The organism is Legionella anisa, assembly GCF_001467525.1.
Classification (GTDB): Bacteria; Pseudomonadota; Gammaproteobacteria; order Legionellales; family Legionellaceae; genus Legionella; species Legionella anisa.
The window spans coordinates 81,008-96,317 of the sequence record NZ_LNXS01000054.1 but is presented as its reverse complement, the minus strand read 5'-3'; the positions used below and the strand labels follow the sequence as shown (position 1 = coordinate 96,317).

The window sequence follows — 15,310 nt, the reverse complement described above, 5'->3', positions numbered from 1 at the left end:
ATTAATGACCTACTCCAAACTGAGTTCATGGTGCAATCACACCATGCATAGTCCCAAAATAATCAAACAACAAATATAACCAATAAACCAAATCGTTGATCTTAAGGAAGCCATATCCATTAAATAAAAATAGCTATAAATAACTCGAGAAACGATAAAAATAATCGCCAAAATTTGAATTGTTACTCCGATATGATGAGTTGCTATTGCGGTTAATGTCGCAGTCGCAAATACAAGCAAAGCTTCAAAACTGTTTTGATGAGCTGCAACTGCGCGCGCCCCCATTCCTTGTAATCGTGCCTGTTGCGCTCTTGGATAATGATTATCATATTGCCCTTCTTTTTGCATAAAATTAGCAACAACAAGCTTGAGAAGATATGGGAACAATATCGCAATAAACAAACAAATAATTAAAGTGGTCATAGGCAATTTTTCCTGTAGTAATGGCTCACATTTTCTATAAAAAATCATCGTAGCCTGCGGCAACAACGCAAAACCCAGGTTACAAAAAAATTTAAATTAGACTCTGTTTACAGACTCTAGGGGTAAATCATTATTAAAAACGAAACCATAATAGCGAGAATATTAACCCAGTACAATGACTCATACCTCCCCTATTCAATAAGGAAAATAGTACTTTCTACCAATTAATTTCTTCTGTTATGATGAATTTATCGAGTTGTAGTCATTTAAAGGATTGTATTATGGTGCAAGATGATTCAAAAAAAAAATCAAAAGGGCATATTGTCTTATCATCACATCCATCTGGGCATACCGCTGCACCGCTAAAAATAAAATGGGGCGCAGAAAACCCTAAAGAACGCGGCCCGGTAATTGCCTCTCTTACGAATATAAAAAATCGCAATGCAGTCGGCACGCACTCTGGATCATATTCAGTTTATCGAGCACTAGCAGTTGCTGCCGGAGTGTTGGACTCAGAGCACGTACCAGACCTTACCGATACTACGCCGCCTGTAGCTATTGGCCCATATCCCCAATGGTACGATACCCAGAAAATCATCTCCATCGATCCTTGGGGACATCTAGTTGCCAGTGTATTTTCGGAAGAAATTCAAGCGGGATATGATATTCGCCCTACAATAGCAGTTACCAAAGCCCATATTAATATTCCTGAATTGCATACAGCCATCCAAAGAGGCCGCCTCAAACCTGATGGAAAAATATTAAAAGAATCAGGTGATGTCGCAGTCACTAAAGTCGCTGTGGAACCAGTCTGGTATTTACCTGGAATTGCTGAACGCTTTGGAATTTCAGAATCACTTTTACGTCGTACCTTATTTGAGCAAACAGCTGGAATGTTCCCTGAATTAGTAACACGCTCTGACTTCGATGTTTTTTTACCCCCTATAGGTGGATTAACCGCCTATTTTTTTGGTGACGCAACCACCATCCACGATCCCAAAATTGAGCTTACCTGTCGTATTCATGATGAATGTAATGGTTCTGATGTATTCGGCTCCGATATTTGTACCTGTCGCCCCTATTTGGTACATGGGATTGAATTGTCTATTGAGTCTGCCCAGAAAGGTGGAGCCGGTTTGATTGTTTATAATCGAAAAGAAGGGAGAGCTTTGGGTGAAGTGACCAAATTTTTGGTCTATAACGCCCGCAAAAGACAGAAAGGTGGGGATACTGCGGCTAAATACTTTGAACGAACGGAGTGTGTCGCAGGAGTCCAGGATATGCGCTTCCAAGAACTCATGTCGGATATTTTACATTGGCTTGGCATCACCAAAATTCATCGTTTTGTTTCGATGTCCAATATGAAATATGACGCATTACTCAAGTCAGGGATTCATGTTGTAGAACGAGTAAGCATTCCCGATGAGCTCATTCCTCTTGATGCTCAAGTAGAAATGAATGCCAAACGTGCGGCAGGGTATTATTCACCTAATCGAATCGTTGATATTAATGAATTAGCGAAAACCAAAGGACGTGATCTTAATGAGTAATGAACAAGAAATTGCCCAAGTATTAGCCACGTTAAGGGATCCGCGCACTATACGCGTACGTTCCCAAGCTATTTTAGAGCGAGTCAAACAAGACCAATCAGCATACTTTTTCTTAGATCCAGAAAAAATGACCACTACAGCTTCATTTGTCATCGAAGTCATTCAAGATAACTATCCAAATCTTGATATTCCCTATCACAGTCGTTGGCGTCATTTTGAAGCTGGGAATATTAATCGAATAAAAAAAATGCGGGAACAATTGGGTATCTTATCTGCAGATGAATGGGGTAAAATTCTTTACGAACTGGTTATCATCAGTGTATTCCTCGATGCAGGTGCTGGCCAATACTGGCGCTATAAAGAGCCTGAAACAGGAGTCGAATATTCGCGCTCCGAAGGTCTCGCCCTAGCAAGTCTTTCTCTTTATCAAAAAGGAATGTTTAGTGCTCGCCCATCCCAACCGTTGAGAGTAGATGCTGAGCGCTTATTGTCTTTTAATGAAGCTGACCTACGTGATGGTTTTCAAGTCACTGCCACAAATCCTTTAGATGGCCTTTTTGGACGAGTTGCATTGCTGAATCGACTCGGTGCATTAATACAACAAGACGAACATCATTTTGAAAAAGAAAGCCGCTTAGGTAACTTTTATACCTACATGAGTTCTTTGGCATCAAATGACACACTTACTGCATCTCAGATTTTTCATGAAGTGCTCGATACATTTAATGAAATATGGCCAACAAGACTGCTATTTCATGGAGTCTCACTTGGAGATGTGTGGCAATATAGTGCATTCAAATCAAATGAATCTGGATCGGAATACATTCCATTTCATAAATTATCCCAATGGTTAACTTATTCTTTGATTGAACCCTTGGAGCAAGCAGGAATTACAGTAACTCATCTGGAAGAACTAACCGGTTTGCCAGAATATCGAAATGGTGGTTTACTCATCGATTGTGGGTTGCTGCAAATTAAAAATAAGAAAATTCTGGAAGAGGCACTCCCACCAGATGCAGAAGCAATTGTGGAGTGGCGTGCATTAACCATTGCGTTATTGGATGAATTAGCCGCATTAATCAGGAAAAAACTGCAAAAAAATACCAAAGAACTTCCTTTGGCTAAAATTTTGCAAGGAGGAACCTGGGAGGCAGGACGACGAATTGCCAAACAAAAACGTTCCCAAGGTATTCCACCAATACAGATTATTAGTGATGGCACAGTTTTTTAATTTAAGACATGTTGTTTGGGTGAAGGATCAGCCGCAACCCGGGTTTTCCATCATGGATTTCCCAGGTTCCGCATCGCTTCACCCAGGCTACATTTTTTCACATAAAACCGCAGTTTGGAGTTAAAATGAACAATCAACGTGTAGTGGTAGTGCAGCATCCATTAATTCAGCATAAATTAACAATTATGCGTCGAAAAGATACCAGCACCGTTAAGTTTCGCACATTGATGCATGAAATCAGTATGTTGCTCGCATATGAAATCACTCGTGATTTGGAAATGGAATATGAAGAAATCGAAACACCCTTAGCCGTAATGCAATCACCGGTTTTAAAAGGTAAAAAAATGGTTTTTGTTTCAATTTTGCGTGCCGGGAATGGTTTAGTCGATGGCATGCTACAACTTGTACCTACAGCACGAATTGGTCATATTGGCTTGTACCGTGATCCGAAAACCCTAGAAGCTGTCGAGTACTATATTAAGCTCCCAGAACATACTCGAGATCGTGATGTGATTGTAGTTGATCCCATGTTGGCAACTGGAAATTCAGCAATCGCCGCAGTCAAGGAAATTAAGGCAATTGAGCCTCAATCAATCAAATTTCTCTGCCTGCTTGCCTCTCCAGAAGGGATAGCAGCATTTCATGACGAGCATCCAGAGGTTCCTATTTTCACAGCGGCCATAGACCAGCAGCTCAATGAAAAAGGCTATATTATTCCAGGATTAGGCGATGCAGGGGACAGACTTTATGGCACGAAACTAGAATATTAGCCATCTGTACAAAAGAAAAAAATTTTGTTGAAATATTGGATTCACAGTGTTAATATTGAACGTTGTGTCCGTTATATATAAAGGATATTTTAATGTCATCAAATGAATCTGCAGTACTTTCACCTCTAGCAGTAAATAAAAAATATTCATGGACAAAACATGATACCGTTTGGATGTTAAGTCTTTACGGTACAGCCGTAGGCGCCGGAACCCTTTTTCTTCCAATAGATGCCGGACTTAATGGGATTTGGCCCTTAATTATAATGGCCGTACTTGCCTTTCCCATGACTTACTTTTCACATAGAGCATTATGCCGCTTTGTTTTATCAGGTTCTTCTACTCAGAATGACATTACCGATGTGGTTGAAGAACACTTTGGTACTTTTTCAGGAAGGATACTGACCGGTTTATATTTTTTTGCAATTTATCCAATCTTATTAATGTATAGCGTGGCAATTACGAATACTACTGAAAGCTTTCTTGTGAATCAGCTCGGTATGTCCGCGCCCCCAAGAGCACTTTTATCGATCATACTTATACTTGCACTCATGGCCATAGTCCGATTTGGACAGGAAATAATTGTCAAATCAATGTCTTTATTGGTTTATCCTTTTGCAACTATATTATTATTTTTATCTATTTATTTAATTCCCAACTGGAATAGTGCCATTTTACAACAAAGCAATTCATTGCATGCTAATGGAGGACATGGACTGTTAATGACCATGTGGTTAGTCATTCCAGTCATGGTATTTTCTTTTAATCATTCACCCATTATTTCTTCTTTTGCGGTCAATCAAAAACAGCAATATGGAATTGATGCGGACAGTAACAGTACGGCGATCATGCGCTACAGTCATTTACTTATGGTCTTTTCAGTGATGTTCTTTGTATTCAGTTGCGTTTTCAGTCTTTCACCGCAAGACCTTTTGCAAGCAAAACAACAAAACATTTCTATCCTGTCTTATCTAGCAAATCATTTTAAAACACCTTTGATTGCTTGTATCGCTCCTATTATTGCCTTTATTGCGATTTCCAAATCCTTTTTAGGTCATTATTTAGGTGCTAAAGAAGGTTTGAGCAGCATTATTGTGAATCTATTAAAACCAACAGGAAAAACAATAAGCCAATGCAAGTTGCAACGCGTCATTGAAATTTTTATGGTTCTTACCTGTTGGGTTGTTGCCACTATAAATCCCAACATCTTAAAAATGATAGAAACTCTGGGTGGGCCCGTTATTGCTATCCTATTGTTTATTATGCCTATGTATGCAATTGCTAAAATTCCGGCAATGAAAAAATATAAAACTGATCGTGTAAGTAATGTATTTACAACCATCATGGGCATCATCGCTATCTCAGCGATATTGTATGGTTTGCTGTAAAACGGAGAGCAGGATCGTAGCCTGGGTGAAGCGTAGCGTAACCCGGGGTTTTCGGAGTAACTAAAGCGGCCCTATATCCCGGGTTACGCTACGCTTCACCCAGGCTACATTGATTGTATTTACAGCCAACCTGACTATTTTCATTCCCACCAAAATATGAAACAATTCATAACAATTTTTATTCAATACTATTTCGATGCACGTTGAATTTCACCACGTACCTATAGAAAACATTCAAGCGGGACAATATCAACCCAGACAAGATTTTAATGACACCACATTAAAAGAACTCGCCCAATCAATTGCATCACAAGGTTTAATTGAACCTCTAATCGTCAGGTCAATCGCAAAACAGCGTTATGAAATTATCGCAGGCGAAAGAAGATGGCGCGCTGCAAAAATAGCAGGATTACAAACTGTCCCTTGCCTTATTGGAAATTATAGTGATAAACAAGCATGTGCCCTCACTCTAATCGAAAACATTCAACGAGAAGATTTAAACTTGATTGAAGAAGCAAGCGCTTATCGACGTTTGATTGACGAGTTTAATTATCATCAAGATGAAATAGCTGCTTTAGTAGGGAAATCACGTAGCCATATTGCCAATATCATTCGCTTATTGGGTTTAAGTGAAAAAATAAAAGATTTAATTCGGAATAAAACCTTATCATTGGGGCATGCGCGAGTTCTTGTAGGGTTAGAACCAAGCCAACAGGACTATTTAGCGAAACAAACCATAACGCAACAATGGTCAGTAAGACAGTTAGAACATGCAGTAAAAATACAAAAAAATAAAGAATTTTCTCCGCCACACAATGCAAAAAGAGATCGAGACATTGAGCGATTACAATCCGTATTAGGAGAACAATTAGGTGCACCAGTACAAATAATCAACGATAATGGTGATGGTGGATGGTTACAAGTTAAATTTTTTGATAATGACACGCTTGCGGGACTTTTGGAGCGATTAGGCTTGCGATATGATTAGGCGATGGCTATCAATTTTCTATTCTGCATATGATGAAAAAAAAGGAACGACATCCATGAAAAGGACGTTTACTGGTGCATTTTTATTGGCATTATCCACACTCTCATATGGTGTCAGTATTCAAGGCGAAGTAGATAAATTAATTAACCGTATTAACCCAAATGTTAATCTTGGAATTGTCGTTCTTGACCTCACTTCTGGACAAACGCTCTACCGCCGTAATGCGGGACGTTTGTATATCCCTGCAAGCAACATGAAGCTTTTTTCCGAAGCAGCAGCATTAATGGTACTTGGTCCAGATTATCGTTTTGCAAATCGATTAAGTATGAGTGCAGGGACAATAGAACAAGGAATACTCCAAGGAAATGTGTATGTGCAACTCAGTGGTGACCCTTCATTTAATCGTAATGATTTAAAAGCACTGCTTTCCTCATTGAAGGAATGGAATATCAATACCATTCAAGGGAATGTATACATCGATAGCAGCCTGGCGCAAGTTGATCCCTATCCGCCTGGCTGGCTGGCCACCGATTTATCCTACAGCTATGGTGCACCCAATGCTCCTGTTATGGTTGATTCCAATCGCTTGACTGTTACCGTAAATCCAGGAGCTCAAGCTGGAGATCCTGCGCTTGTTGAAGTAGACGATGGTGGCGGTGATATCGCATTAAATAACCAGGCGACAACGAAACCCAATGCCAAAGGTTGTGGTGTAGGTTTTAGTTTGGATCAAGACAATCATTTAACTGTACGTGGCTGTGTCGGAGTTGGTCAATGGGCAGTACAACAACGTTTGGCTATAAAAAATCCTTTAATGTATGCACAGGGTATGATCAAGGCTCAATTAGCAAAAGACAATATTCAACTCAATGGCCAGGTCCAATTAGGAAAAACGCCTACAGGTTCTTTACTCATTGCGACACAACATTCTAAACCCGTGTCACAACTAATGGCAGATACTTTAAAACCATCTGATAATCTCTATGCGGACAGCTTATATTTGCATGCTGCAGAAAAACTCAAAGGAGCGCCAGTCAACTGGCGAGATGCTGAACCCGTGATTAAGAGTTTTTTACAATCACAAACAGGAATCGATTTTACTGATGCAATTTTTACGGATGGGTCAGGCTTATCACGCTACAGCTTAGTAACTCCAGAGCAAACCATATCGCTATTAAAATTTTTATATCAACGTTTTCCTTTATCTTATGAATACATATCTGCATTACCTATATCCGGACGTGACGGAACCTTGCAAAAAAGATTCCGTATCCCCACGCAACAGGGTTTTGTTCGTGCTAAAACAGGTACTATGACTGGAATAAATAGCCTTTCAGGATATTTATATACTGCCAATGGCCATACTTTGGCGTTTGCGATGTATGTCAACAGACAGCCAGGCAAAGCATCTGGGCCTGGACGTCCTGTATTGGACGCTTTATGCACTTATTTCTTGCAAAAAAATCCAGACAGCAGTCGTTTGAGTCGAATTTTTTCACCTCATCAACGTATTAGTTTCCAGTCAAATCCTACCCAAGCTGAAAAGCAAAAAGCACATCAAGCTAAATGGAGACGTTTGGAGTCCGCACTACGAACTGCGTTGCGAGGCCAATCTGTAAATATAATATATCGAGGCAATGAACTTATAGTAAACGATAACCAGACCGATCCTGAAAAAGTATGGTCTGTTCTGCAATCCGTAGTAAAGAAATATCCTTTTGGAGTGATGTTATCTTCCAAAACTCTATCGATTAATCCTTCAGGTAGCCCTATTCTACTTTGGGTGCAAACAGATACTCCCAATCAGGTGCAAAGAACCTGGAGTATTCGTGAAGCGGCCTAGGAACATTGTTGTCTCTTGATATAAACCACAATGGAGATTCAATTGAATTCATTTTTTAAGATTGTTCTACTACTTTTTTGTTTTCTTCATTCTGTATATGCAGCACCTAGCTTTTTAACTATTAGTGATATTCATTACGGCAACAACAACTTATCACGTGATGGAGAAGATACCGGCCCAGAGTTTCTGAAAATCGCTATGAAAGAATATGAAAAGTTAAGCCAAAAAGTAGACTTTATTCTTTGCTTGGGTGACTTACCCACTCATTCTTTATTTAACACAACTAAAAAAGGGGAATTCGAAAAAACGGTATTTGATGAGCTATATAAAAACGATAAAAATTTAAAACCTATTTTTTATATCACTGGGAACAATGATTCTTTACTTGGCAATTATCAACCCTTCGAGTCAAATGGTGTTTCTCCATTAAATTTTGCTACGGATTGGAATGGTGCCTGTGCTCATTGTAACGGGTTAATTATTGATGGTAGTCACATGCATCACGATGGGTATTATTCCAGCTATGTGATACCAGGAAATAAAAAAATTATTTTGATCGCCCTAAATGCCACTCAATGGACCAATACTCCCATACTTGCAAAATATCCTAATCAGAAACACGATGCGTTAATTCAGCTTTCTTGGTTGAATAAGCAATTAAAGAACCATCATGCCAAACAACTATTAATTGCCATGCATGAACCGCCTGGAACTTCATATAAGGGGAAACCCGTTTGGCATAAGGCGTACTTACATGAATTTATAAAAATATTAAATAACAACAAAAAATCATATGGAGAAATTACGCTCCTCACATCGCACACACATATGGATGAGATCAGAAAAATCCATCTCGATGATGGGAGCAATGTCTATGCCTTTTCTACGCCAGCGATTAGTCGTATCCATCATAACTACCCGGGTATGAAAATTTTTAGCATGGATAATAATCTGAAAATTAAAAATTTTACTACTTATTATACGAGCAATCTCAACGCATGGAAAAGCCAGCAATACCAGGCACTCCATTCACAAGGGGCTATTTTCCCAAGTTGTCATCACAAAACATTATCACAGTGCCTTAGTACATTAAATACTGAACAAGTATGTAATTATTTAGATAGGGGTTTGTTTTATGGAGTAAAAAGTTCCAAAGTGCCACGTCATGAATGCAACACAATATATAGCGTCATTCACTAAGTTCCAGACAAGGCGTGACTGAGATGAACGAGCTTGCAACGATGTATCGAATTTAGTGGATAGCACGCTATATCAAGTTTTAACTCATTGACAAATCTATAAATCAATTCTAACGTTGGTATCAGTTATCACTAAAGGACTTAAATATGAAAGCACTTTATACAGCAACAGCGCGTACGCACGGTGGCCGAAACGGCCATATAGAAACTTCCGATGGTTTATTGAGACTGGACTTAGCGAAACCCAAAGAATTAGGTGGCGCAGGCGGTGGTACAAATCCGGAAGAATTATTTGCTGCAGGTTATTCCGCATGTTTTGAGAGTGCTATACGCCATGTTGCCAGTTTACAGAAAATTCCTCTGCAAGACGCCTCGATTCTTTCTCAAGTCTCCTTATATACCACCCCAGAAAAAGGATATAAGCTTGGTGTTGAAATGCATGCTCATCTTGTGGGCTTAAGTCAAAAAGATGCAGAAGATTTAGTCGCCAAAGCACATCAAGTTTGCCCCTATTCTAATGCAATTCGCGGTAATGTGAATGTGGAATTTAAAGTAAGTGTCGAATAAAGCATATTTGAATGAAGCAGAATCTTTTAACTGCTTCATTCAAACACATCCCAATGAGTGAGCTTCATTATTAGGAATTTTATGTTGGTTGGTTGGACAGTTCCTGATACTATAAACTTATTTTTTTAAAAATATCTATGAAAAACAATCAATTTGATCTTATTGTACTGGGTGGGGGTAGCGGTGGTATTGCCAGCGCTGTCCGAGCTGCTAAATATGGCGCCAAAGTTGCAGTAGTAGAATCCAGCTTTTTGGGTGGTACCTGCGTTAACTTAGGTTGCGTCCCCAAAAAAGTTATGTTCAATGCCTCCATGATTAATGAAATCATGCATCATGCACCTGAATATGGTTATTCACTCACATCCCCAACACTTGACTGGGAAGTACTGGTTAAGAAACGTAACGCTTATATAGAACGACTCCGAGAAGGCTATGCAAAGCGTTTTACTCAGTTTAATATCACTTTAATTCAAGGTGCTGGCGCTTTCCACGACGCACATTCAATCAAAGTAAATGATGTCCTTTATCGGGCGCAACATATCATCATTGCCACAGGCGGAGAACCGTCGCCACCAACAATCCATGGAGGCCAGCATGCAATTGATTCGGATGGATTTTTTGCGTTGACCAAACGGCCTGATAAAGTAGCAATCATCGGTAGTGGGTATATCGGGGTAGAGCTGGCTGGGATATTAAACAGTTTAGGCAGTGAAACTCATTTATTAATGAGAGGAATGCGGCCGTTATCCCGCTTTGATAACGTCTTGGGTGATACCTTAACAGAAATCATGCAACAGCAAGGTATACATATCCATCCAAACCATAAAGCACAAGAAATAAACTTACATAGTGATGGCAGAAAATCAATCGTATGCGGTAGCGGTTCAATTATTCAAGATATCGATGTAATTATTGCTGCTGTGGGGAGAAAACCCAGAACGTATGGATTAAAACTGGAAAAAGTAAATGTTTCCACTGATGAAAAAGGGAGAGTTTTGGTCGATGCATTTCAAAATACCAGTACCCAAGGGATTTATGCTCTAGGTGATGCGACTAACGCCCCTGCCCTTACTCCTGTAGCCATTGCCGCAGGTCGTCGTTTGGCAGATCGTCTTTTTGGCCAGCAACCAGAAGCTTGCCTAAACTACGACAATATCTGCACCGTAATCTTTAGTCATCCACCAATAGGAACAGTTGGGCTTAGTGAACAAGAAGCCATTGAGCAATTCGGTAAGGATCAAATTAAAATCTATCAAACCCGTTTTACACCAATGTTTGATGCATTTGCTGATGAAAAAACACCTACAGTAATGAAACTGGTTACTCTAGGGAAAGAAGAGAAAATTATTGGTTTGCACGTCATCGGATTAGCAGCTGATGAGATGCTCCAAGGTTTTGGGGTGGCAGTAAAAATGGGAGCCTGTAAAAAAGATTTTGATAATACAGTTGCCATTCATCCCACAAGCGCAGAAGAATTTGTAACTATGGTTTAAATAATATGAATGATGCCATTCGCAGTTTTCAAGGTAAATCTCCTTCGATAGGCCAACGAGTCTATATTGATCCTAAATCAGCAATCATTGGTGATGTATCTTTAGGTGATGATGTATCAGTTTGGCCTATGGCTGTTCTACGTGGAGATGTAAACTCGATTAAAATAGGTAATGCCTGCAGCATTCAGGATGGGGCAGTTTTGCACGTTACTCATGATGGCCCCTATACTTCAGGCGGACAACCATTAATTTTAGGCCAAGGAATTACAATTGGACATAAAGCAGTATTACATGGTTGCATTGTTGATGAGTTTTGTCTCATTGGTATGGGTGCATTAATTTTAGATGCTGTACACATACAGCATCATGTAATGGTTGGTGCAGGGGCATTGGTCACTCCCGGAAAAGTTCTAGAAAGCGGCTATTTGTATCTTGGAAACCCAGCTAAAGCAATCAGGAAATTAACCGATCAAGAACTCGAGATGTTAGAATACTCAGCACAACATTATGTGCGGCTCAAAGACAAACATTTGGCATCATTGTAGCTTGGTAAAGTACAGCGCTTTCAACCCTACTGATATATAGAGATATTTGTTCTCACTCCATCTCAGTGCTTTTAAATATTTGATATTGGAATACCCCCTTCTCACTACACCAATTTATTTGAAATAATCTAAACTAAAGGAATAAGAGACAATGGGTTAAGGAAATGACTCAAACGCCTTTAGAAGAAGAAATATTAAAAACTGAAAAATTGAGGACAACAATTTTATCTATTGTTTTTGCTCTATTATCTCTCATGTGGATAATATTTATTATTTACGCACCTGAAATATTTTTTCGAATTGGCAACATCTCAGCCTTACTTTTACCAGCCTATTTAGCAAGTGCAACACTTTATTTTCTATTGATGCGAGTAATAATTTCTCAATACATCGCCCATAAAAAAAATATACCAACATACCTACGGTATCTTAACGCATTTCTCGAAATAAATATTCCTACATTTGGGATTATTATTGCCACAAATTTTCAAACGCCCGTATATGTTCTTTTAATGCCGCCTGTTTTGCTTTATTTTATTTTCATTATTCTTTCTTCACTGACATTAAACGAATGGATATGTCGATTTTCAGGTTTGGTTGCAGCCATTGAATATTGGGGACTTTCCTATTACATTCTCAATTATACGAATATTACAAGCATTGATTACTATTTAGTAGCATGGTTTGCCTTTGCTGCTCGCGGAATGATTTTATTAATTGCAGGTATTATTACAGGATTTGTTACCTCTCAAATTAAAAAGCAGCTTTTTGCAGCTTTTGATGCGCAAAAAGAACGGGATAGAATTGAGGGTATTTTTGGCCGGCATGTCTCGCCTGAGGTTGTATCTAAGTTATTATCTAAAGATGCTCATGCAAGTGAATACTTACCTGTTTGCATTATGTTTTTGGACATAAGAAATTTTAGTTATTTTACCGAACAAAACGAACCATCCGTTGTTGTTGATTATCTCAATAATCTTTTTAAACATATAGTAAAAATCATTCATGATAATAAAGGGATTATCAATAAATTTTTAGGCGACGGCTTTATGGCGGTGTTTGGCGCCCCTTTATCTAACGGCAATGATGTAGCTAATGCGGCAAATGCAGCATTAACGATCATTCAATGCATCGAAGAAGAGAGAAAAAAAGGTACTCTCCCTGATCTGAAATTAGGAATTGGTTTACATTTTGGCCATGCAGTAACAGGCACTATAGGAACAAAAAAACGCCAGGAATATACTATTATTGGGGATGTAGTGAATTCTGCTGCTCATATAGAGCAGTTAAATAAAACGTATCATTCCCAGGTTCTTATTTCTGAAGATGCAATGAAACAGCTCTCTGAAATTAAAGGTGAATTTGTTGGTAACGCTACTCTAAAACATCGTGACACTCCGATTAAATTATACAAATTGGCTTAATTTCCCATTTGTACATCTGCTTTCATAATTTTTGATAATTGTGGCGTTAGGAAAATAGCAATTACAGGCTTAGTTATCTGATTTCCATAATTTTTTCAAAGATGTTAAGAATTAAACCCTTTTGAACAAAAAAAATCTACCCTTTATCATGAGAAAAACGAACAACAGTTGTATTTACCAAGCATAGTTCATTTCTACTTTCCTAAACCTTAATTTTTGATTTAATTTAAATTTTAAAGAACAGAAGATCCGGACAACAACTCATAGACCCCGGCTTCCTGCTCATAAGATCCAGCTTCTTGTTTTGGCGGTTTTATAAAGCCATGGACACTAAGCAACTCACTTTGATTCACTTTTTCTGGCGCTTCTGAGTTCACAGTATCCTCAAATTGATCGAGTTGTTGTTCCATCTGCTCTATAAGGAGTTGTAAACGAGCGCTTTTTTCAGCCAATTCCAATTGCATTAACTTTATTTCTTGCACATCATCTTCCAGATCAGCAAGTCTTTTTTCGATCATTATGATACTCCTTATGCTAAAAAATTTCTTAATCCTCACTCCTTGGCTATAAAAATATGTGTTTCATGATTCTCAAGCCTGAAAGTCAGGTGAATACTAACAATTATTCAACCATAACTCGAGTCACTTCAGGAATTTTCATGACTAAATCTTCTGTATATGCGCTAGAAGGTGTTTGAAAACCAATAGGAGCATTTCCTGATAAGGCGTGTTGCATAATCACCAGAGTGGATAAAGCAGTAAGGGTATAACCATTAGGCGTAGTCATTAATGCAGCAATTTTTTTTCCTGAATCATTGCTTACTTCACCATAGATTTTTACAACTGAATTTTGTCTTTGCTTCTCTGTAGGGCCTGCGGGTAATTGATTAATTTTATGCATTATGTATTTTTTAATTGGTGGCCACGCCAGAACTTTTTTAAAAGGATTAATAAAACCTCTAAGTTGAATTATCTTTTTAGGTAATGCCATATAAATTTCTATATGAGGAATCTGAGTAGACCACCATGCTGATGCCAAATCACCCCACGAAGTTGTGGCACATAACCGCTTTTTTGAGGTGCCAAAATCAAAAGTTTGACTTTTCCAGCAAAAAGGAACTTTTTTTAAGGCGCCATTCTCTCGAATTAGTGTGCCATCAGGAATACCTTCCATCATTGTTTTAGCAGTACCATGTGAAATACTTAAACCATTGCCTTTATCAAATGTTCCAATGGCAAGAACCAATTGGTTCGCATCAGGCAAACATTGCTTTAAATAAGCAGCCAAGCAATCACTAGGCACGACATCAAATCCAGAACCGGGTAATAACATAATTCCAGCCGCGTGAGCTTGTTCATTCATTGCCATCAGTTGTTCTATTACTCTAACTTCACCGGGAATATCCAAATAATGAGTCTTTACATCAAGACAAGCTAATACCATATTTTCATAGGTATATTTAAATGGGCCAGCACAATGAATTACTGCGACGAGATCGTGCAGAGCATTCTTAGTTTGCTCCAGATCATTAACATCAAACACTCTATATTCCAAATTTAGCGCATTGGCTTGAAGCTTTAATTTTTCTTCATCTCTGCCTGCCAATACCGGTCTTAAGCCTTGCTGTACACTTAATTGAGCAATTAAATTACCGGTATATCCATATGAGCCATAAATTAAGAAATTCTTTTTCATCTCAAATCAATCCAAAACATTTTTAATTCAGTGTAGCTCGAGAATTGGCTTTTATCGAGATCAGGTTATCTCTTACCGCAAATAGCGCAAAGAAATAAAAAGTAAAACACTTTAAAAAGAAACATAAAAAGGAAGGCTAAAAATTTGTTTTAAATTTGCAATTAATGAATAAAATCACGAGCAAGCAATTTTTTGTT

At 38.5% G+C, this 15,310-nt stretch carries 14 protein-coding genes; 11 read left to right on the top strand and 3 right to left on the bottom strand.

The window, feature by feature from the left end; genetic code table 11:
• Positions 1-36 precede the first annotated feature (36 nt).
• Positions 37-423: an MAPEG family protein gene (locus tag Lani_RS16895; protein ID WP_019232956.1), complete on the bottom strand. Its 387-nt coding sequence runs from the start codon at positions 421-423 to the stop codon at positions 37-39.
• 281 nt (positions 424-704) lie between these two features.
• Between Lani_RS16895 and Lani_RS16890 the strand changes: the two genes are divergently transcribed.
• The 11 genes from Lani_RS16890 (at position 705) to Lani_RS16840 (ending at position 13,418) form a co-directional block, all read left to right on the top strand.
• Positions 705-1,973 (top strand): GTP cyclohydrolase II, encoded by a 1,269-nt coding sequence (locus Lani_RS16890; RefSeq protein ID WP_019232955.1) that lies wholly within the window; start codon positions 705-707, stop codon positions 1,971-1,973.
• The gene (locus Lani_RS16885) at positions 1,966-3,204 is read left to right on the top strand and encodes a URC4/urg3 family protein (protein ID WP_019232954.1); all 1,239 of its coding nucleotides are present in this window, start codon (positions 1,966-1,968) and stop codon (positions 3,202-3,204) included. Before Lani_RS16890 ends, Lani_RS16885 begins: the two co-directional genes overlap by 8 nt.
• Before the next feature lie 125 nt (positions 3,205-3,329).
• Positions 3,330-3,974 carry a uracil phosphoribosyltransferase gene (gene upp / locus Lani_RS16880; protein ID WP_019232953.1) on the top strand — a complete coding sequence of 215 codons (645 nt, stop codon included), beginning with the start codon at positions 3,330-3,332 and terminating at the stop codon, positions 3,972-3,974.
• Between the two features lie 92 nt (positions 3,975-4,066).
• A complete protein-coding gene (locus tag Lani_RS16875; protein ID WP_019232952.1) occupies positions 4,067-5,359 on the top strand; it encodes a serine/threonine transporter in 1,293 nt (430 codons plus the stop codon).
• A 196-nt stretch (positions 5,360-5,555) separates the two neighbouring features.
• Positions 5,556-6,347, top strand: a complete 792-nt coding sequence (locus Lani_RS16870; RefSeq protein ID WP_019232951.1) for a ParB/RepB/Spo0J family partition protein — start codon at positions 5,556-5,558, stop codon at positions 6,345-6,347.
• 55 nt (positions 6,348-6,402) lie between these two features.
• Positions 6,403-8,190, top strand: coding sequence for a D-alanyl-D-alanine carboxypeptidase/D-alanyl-D-alanine endopeptidase (dacB, locus tag Lani_RS16865; protein WP_040522220.1), 1,788 nt, complete (start codon positions 6,403-6,405; stop codon positions 8,188-8,190).
• A gap of 42 nt (positions 8,191-8,232) precedes the next feature.
• Positions 8,233-9,390: a metallophosphoesterase gene (locus Lani_RS16860; protein WP_040522218.1), complete on the top strand. Its 1,158-nt coding sequence runs from the start codon at positions 8,233-8,235 to the stop codon at positions 9,388-9,390.
• A gap of 146 nt (positions 9,391-9,536) precedes the next feature.
• On the top strand, positions 9,537-9,956 hold the full coding sequence (locus Lani_RS16855; RefSeq protein ID WP_019232948.1) for an organic hydroperoxide resistance protein: 420 nt from the start codon (positions 9,537-9,539) through the stop codon (positions 9,954-9,956).
• A gap of 137 nt (positions 9,957-10,093) precedes the next feature.
• Positions 10,094-11,449, top strand: coding sequence for a glutathione-disulfide reductase (gene gorA / locus Lani_RS16850; RefSeq protein WP_019232947.1), 1,356 nt, complete (start codon positions 10,094-10,096; stop codon positions 11,447-11,449).
• A gap of 5 nt (positions 11,450-11,454) precedes the next feature.
• Positions 11,455-11,994: a gamma carbonic anhydrase family protein gene (locus tag Lani_RS16845; protein WP_019232946.1), complete on the top strand. Its 540-nt coding sequence runs from the start codon at positions 11,455-11,457 to the stop codon at positions 11,992-11,994.
• A gap of 164 nt (positions 11,995-12,158) precedes the next feature.
• The gene (locus Lani_RS16840; RefSeq protein WP_019232945.1) at positions 12,159-13,418 is read left to right on the top strand and encodes an adenylate/guanylate cyclase domain-containing protein; all 1,260 of its coding nucleotides are present in this window, start codon (positions 12,159-12,161) and stop codon (positions 13,416-13,418) included.
• Positions 13,419-13,651: 233 nt separating this feature from the next.
• Here Lani_RS16840 and Lani_RS16835 read toward each other — a convergent pair whose 3' ends face one another.
• The gene (locus Lani_RS16835; protein WP_019232944.1) at positions 13,652-13,936 is read right to left on the bottom strand and encodes a hypothetical protein; all 285 of its coding nucleotides are present in this window, start codon (positions 13,934-13,936) and stop codon (positions 13,652-13,654) included.
• A 103-nt stretch (positions 13,937-14,039) separates the two neighbouring features.
• The gene (locus Lani_RS16830; RefSeq protein WP_019232943.1) at positions 14,040-15,113 is read right to left on the bottom strand and encodes a saccharopine dehydrogenase family protein; all 1,074 of its coding nucleotides are present in this window, start codon (positions 15,111-15,113) and stop codon (positions 14,040-14,042) included.
• Positions 15,114-15,310: the final 197 nt, after the last annotated feature.

Coding starts and splice junctions, on each gene's coding strand:
- Lani_RS16830 (WP_019232943.1), bottom strand. CDS start 15,113: ATGAAAAAGAATTTCTTAATTTATGGCTCATATGGATATACCGGTAAT.
- Lani_RS16870 (WP_019232951.1), top strand. CDS start 5,556: ATGCACGTTGAATTTCACCACGTACCTATAGAAAACATTCAAGCGGGA.
- upp (WP_019232953.1), top strand. CDS start 3,330: ATGAACAATCAACGTGTAGTGGTAGTGCAGCATCCATTAATTCAGCAT.
- Lani_RS16855 (WP_019232948.1), top strand. CDS start 9,537: ATGAAAGCACTTTATACAGCAACAGCGCGTACGCACGGTGGCCGAAAC.
- Lani_RS16875 (WP_019232952.1), top strand. CDS start 4,067: ATGTCATCAAATGAATCTGCAGTACTTTCACCTCTAGCAGTAAATAAA.
- Lani_RS16895 (WP_019232956.1), bottom strand. CDS start 423: ATGACCACTTTAATTATTTGTTTGTTTATTGCGATATTGTTCCCATAT.
- Lani_RS16890 (WP_019232955.1), top strand. CDS start 705: ATGGTGCAAGATGATTCAAAAAAAAAATCAAAAGGGCATATTGTCTTA.
- Lani_RS16840 (WP_019232945.1), top strand. CDS start 12,159: ATGACTCAAACGCCTTTAGAAGAAGAAATATTAAAAACTGAAAAATTG.
- dacB (WP_040522220.1), top strand. CDS start 6,403: ATGAAAAGGACGTTTACTGGTGCATTTTTATTGGCATTATCCACACTC.
- Lani_RS16835 (WP_019232944.1), bottom strand. CDS start 13,936: ATGATCGAAAAAAGACTTGCTGATCTGGAAGATGATGTGCAAGAAATA.
- gorA (WP_019232947.1), top strand. CDS start 10,094: ATGAAAAACAATCAATTTGATCTTATTGTACTGGGTGGGGGTAGCGGT.
- Lani_RS16845 (WP_019232946.1), top strand. CDS start 11,455: ATGAATGATGCCATTCGCAGTTTTCAAGGTAAATCTCCTTCGATAGGC.
- Lani_RS16885 (WP_019232954.1), top strand. CDS start 1,966: ATGAGTAATGAACAAGAAATTGCCCAAGTATTAGCCACGTTAAGGGAT.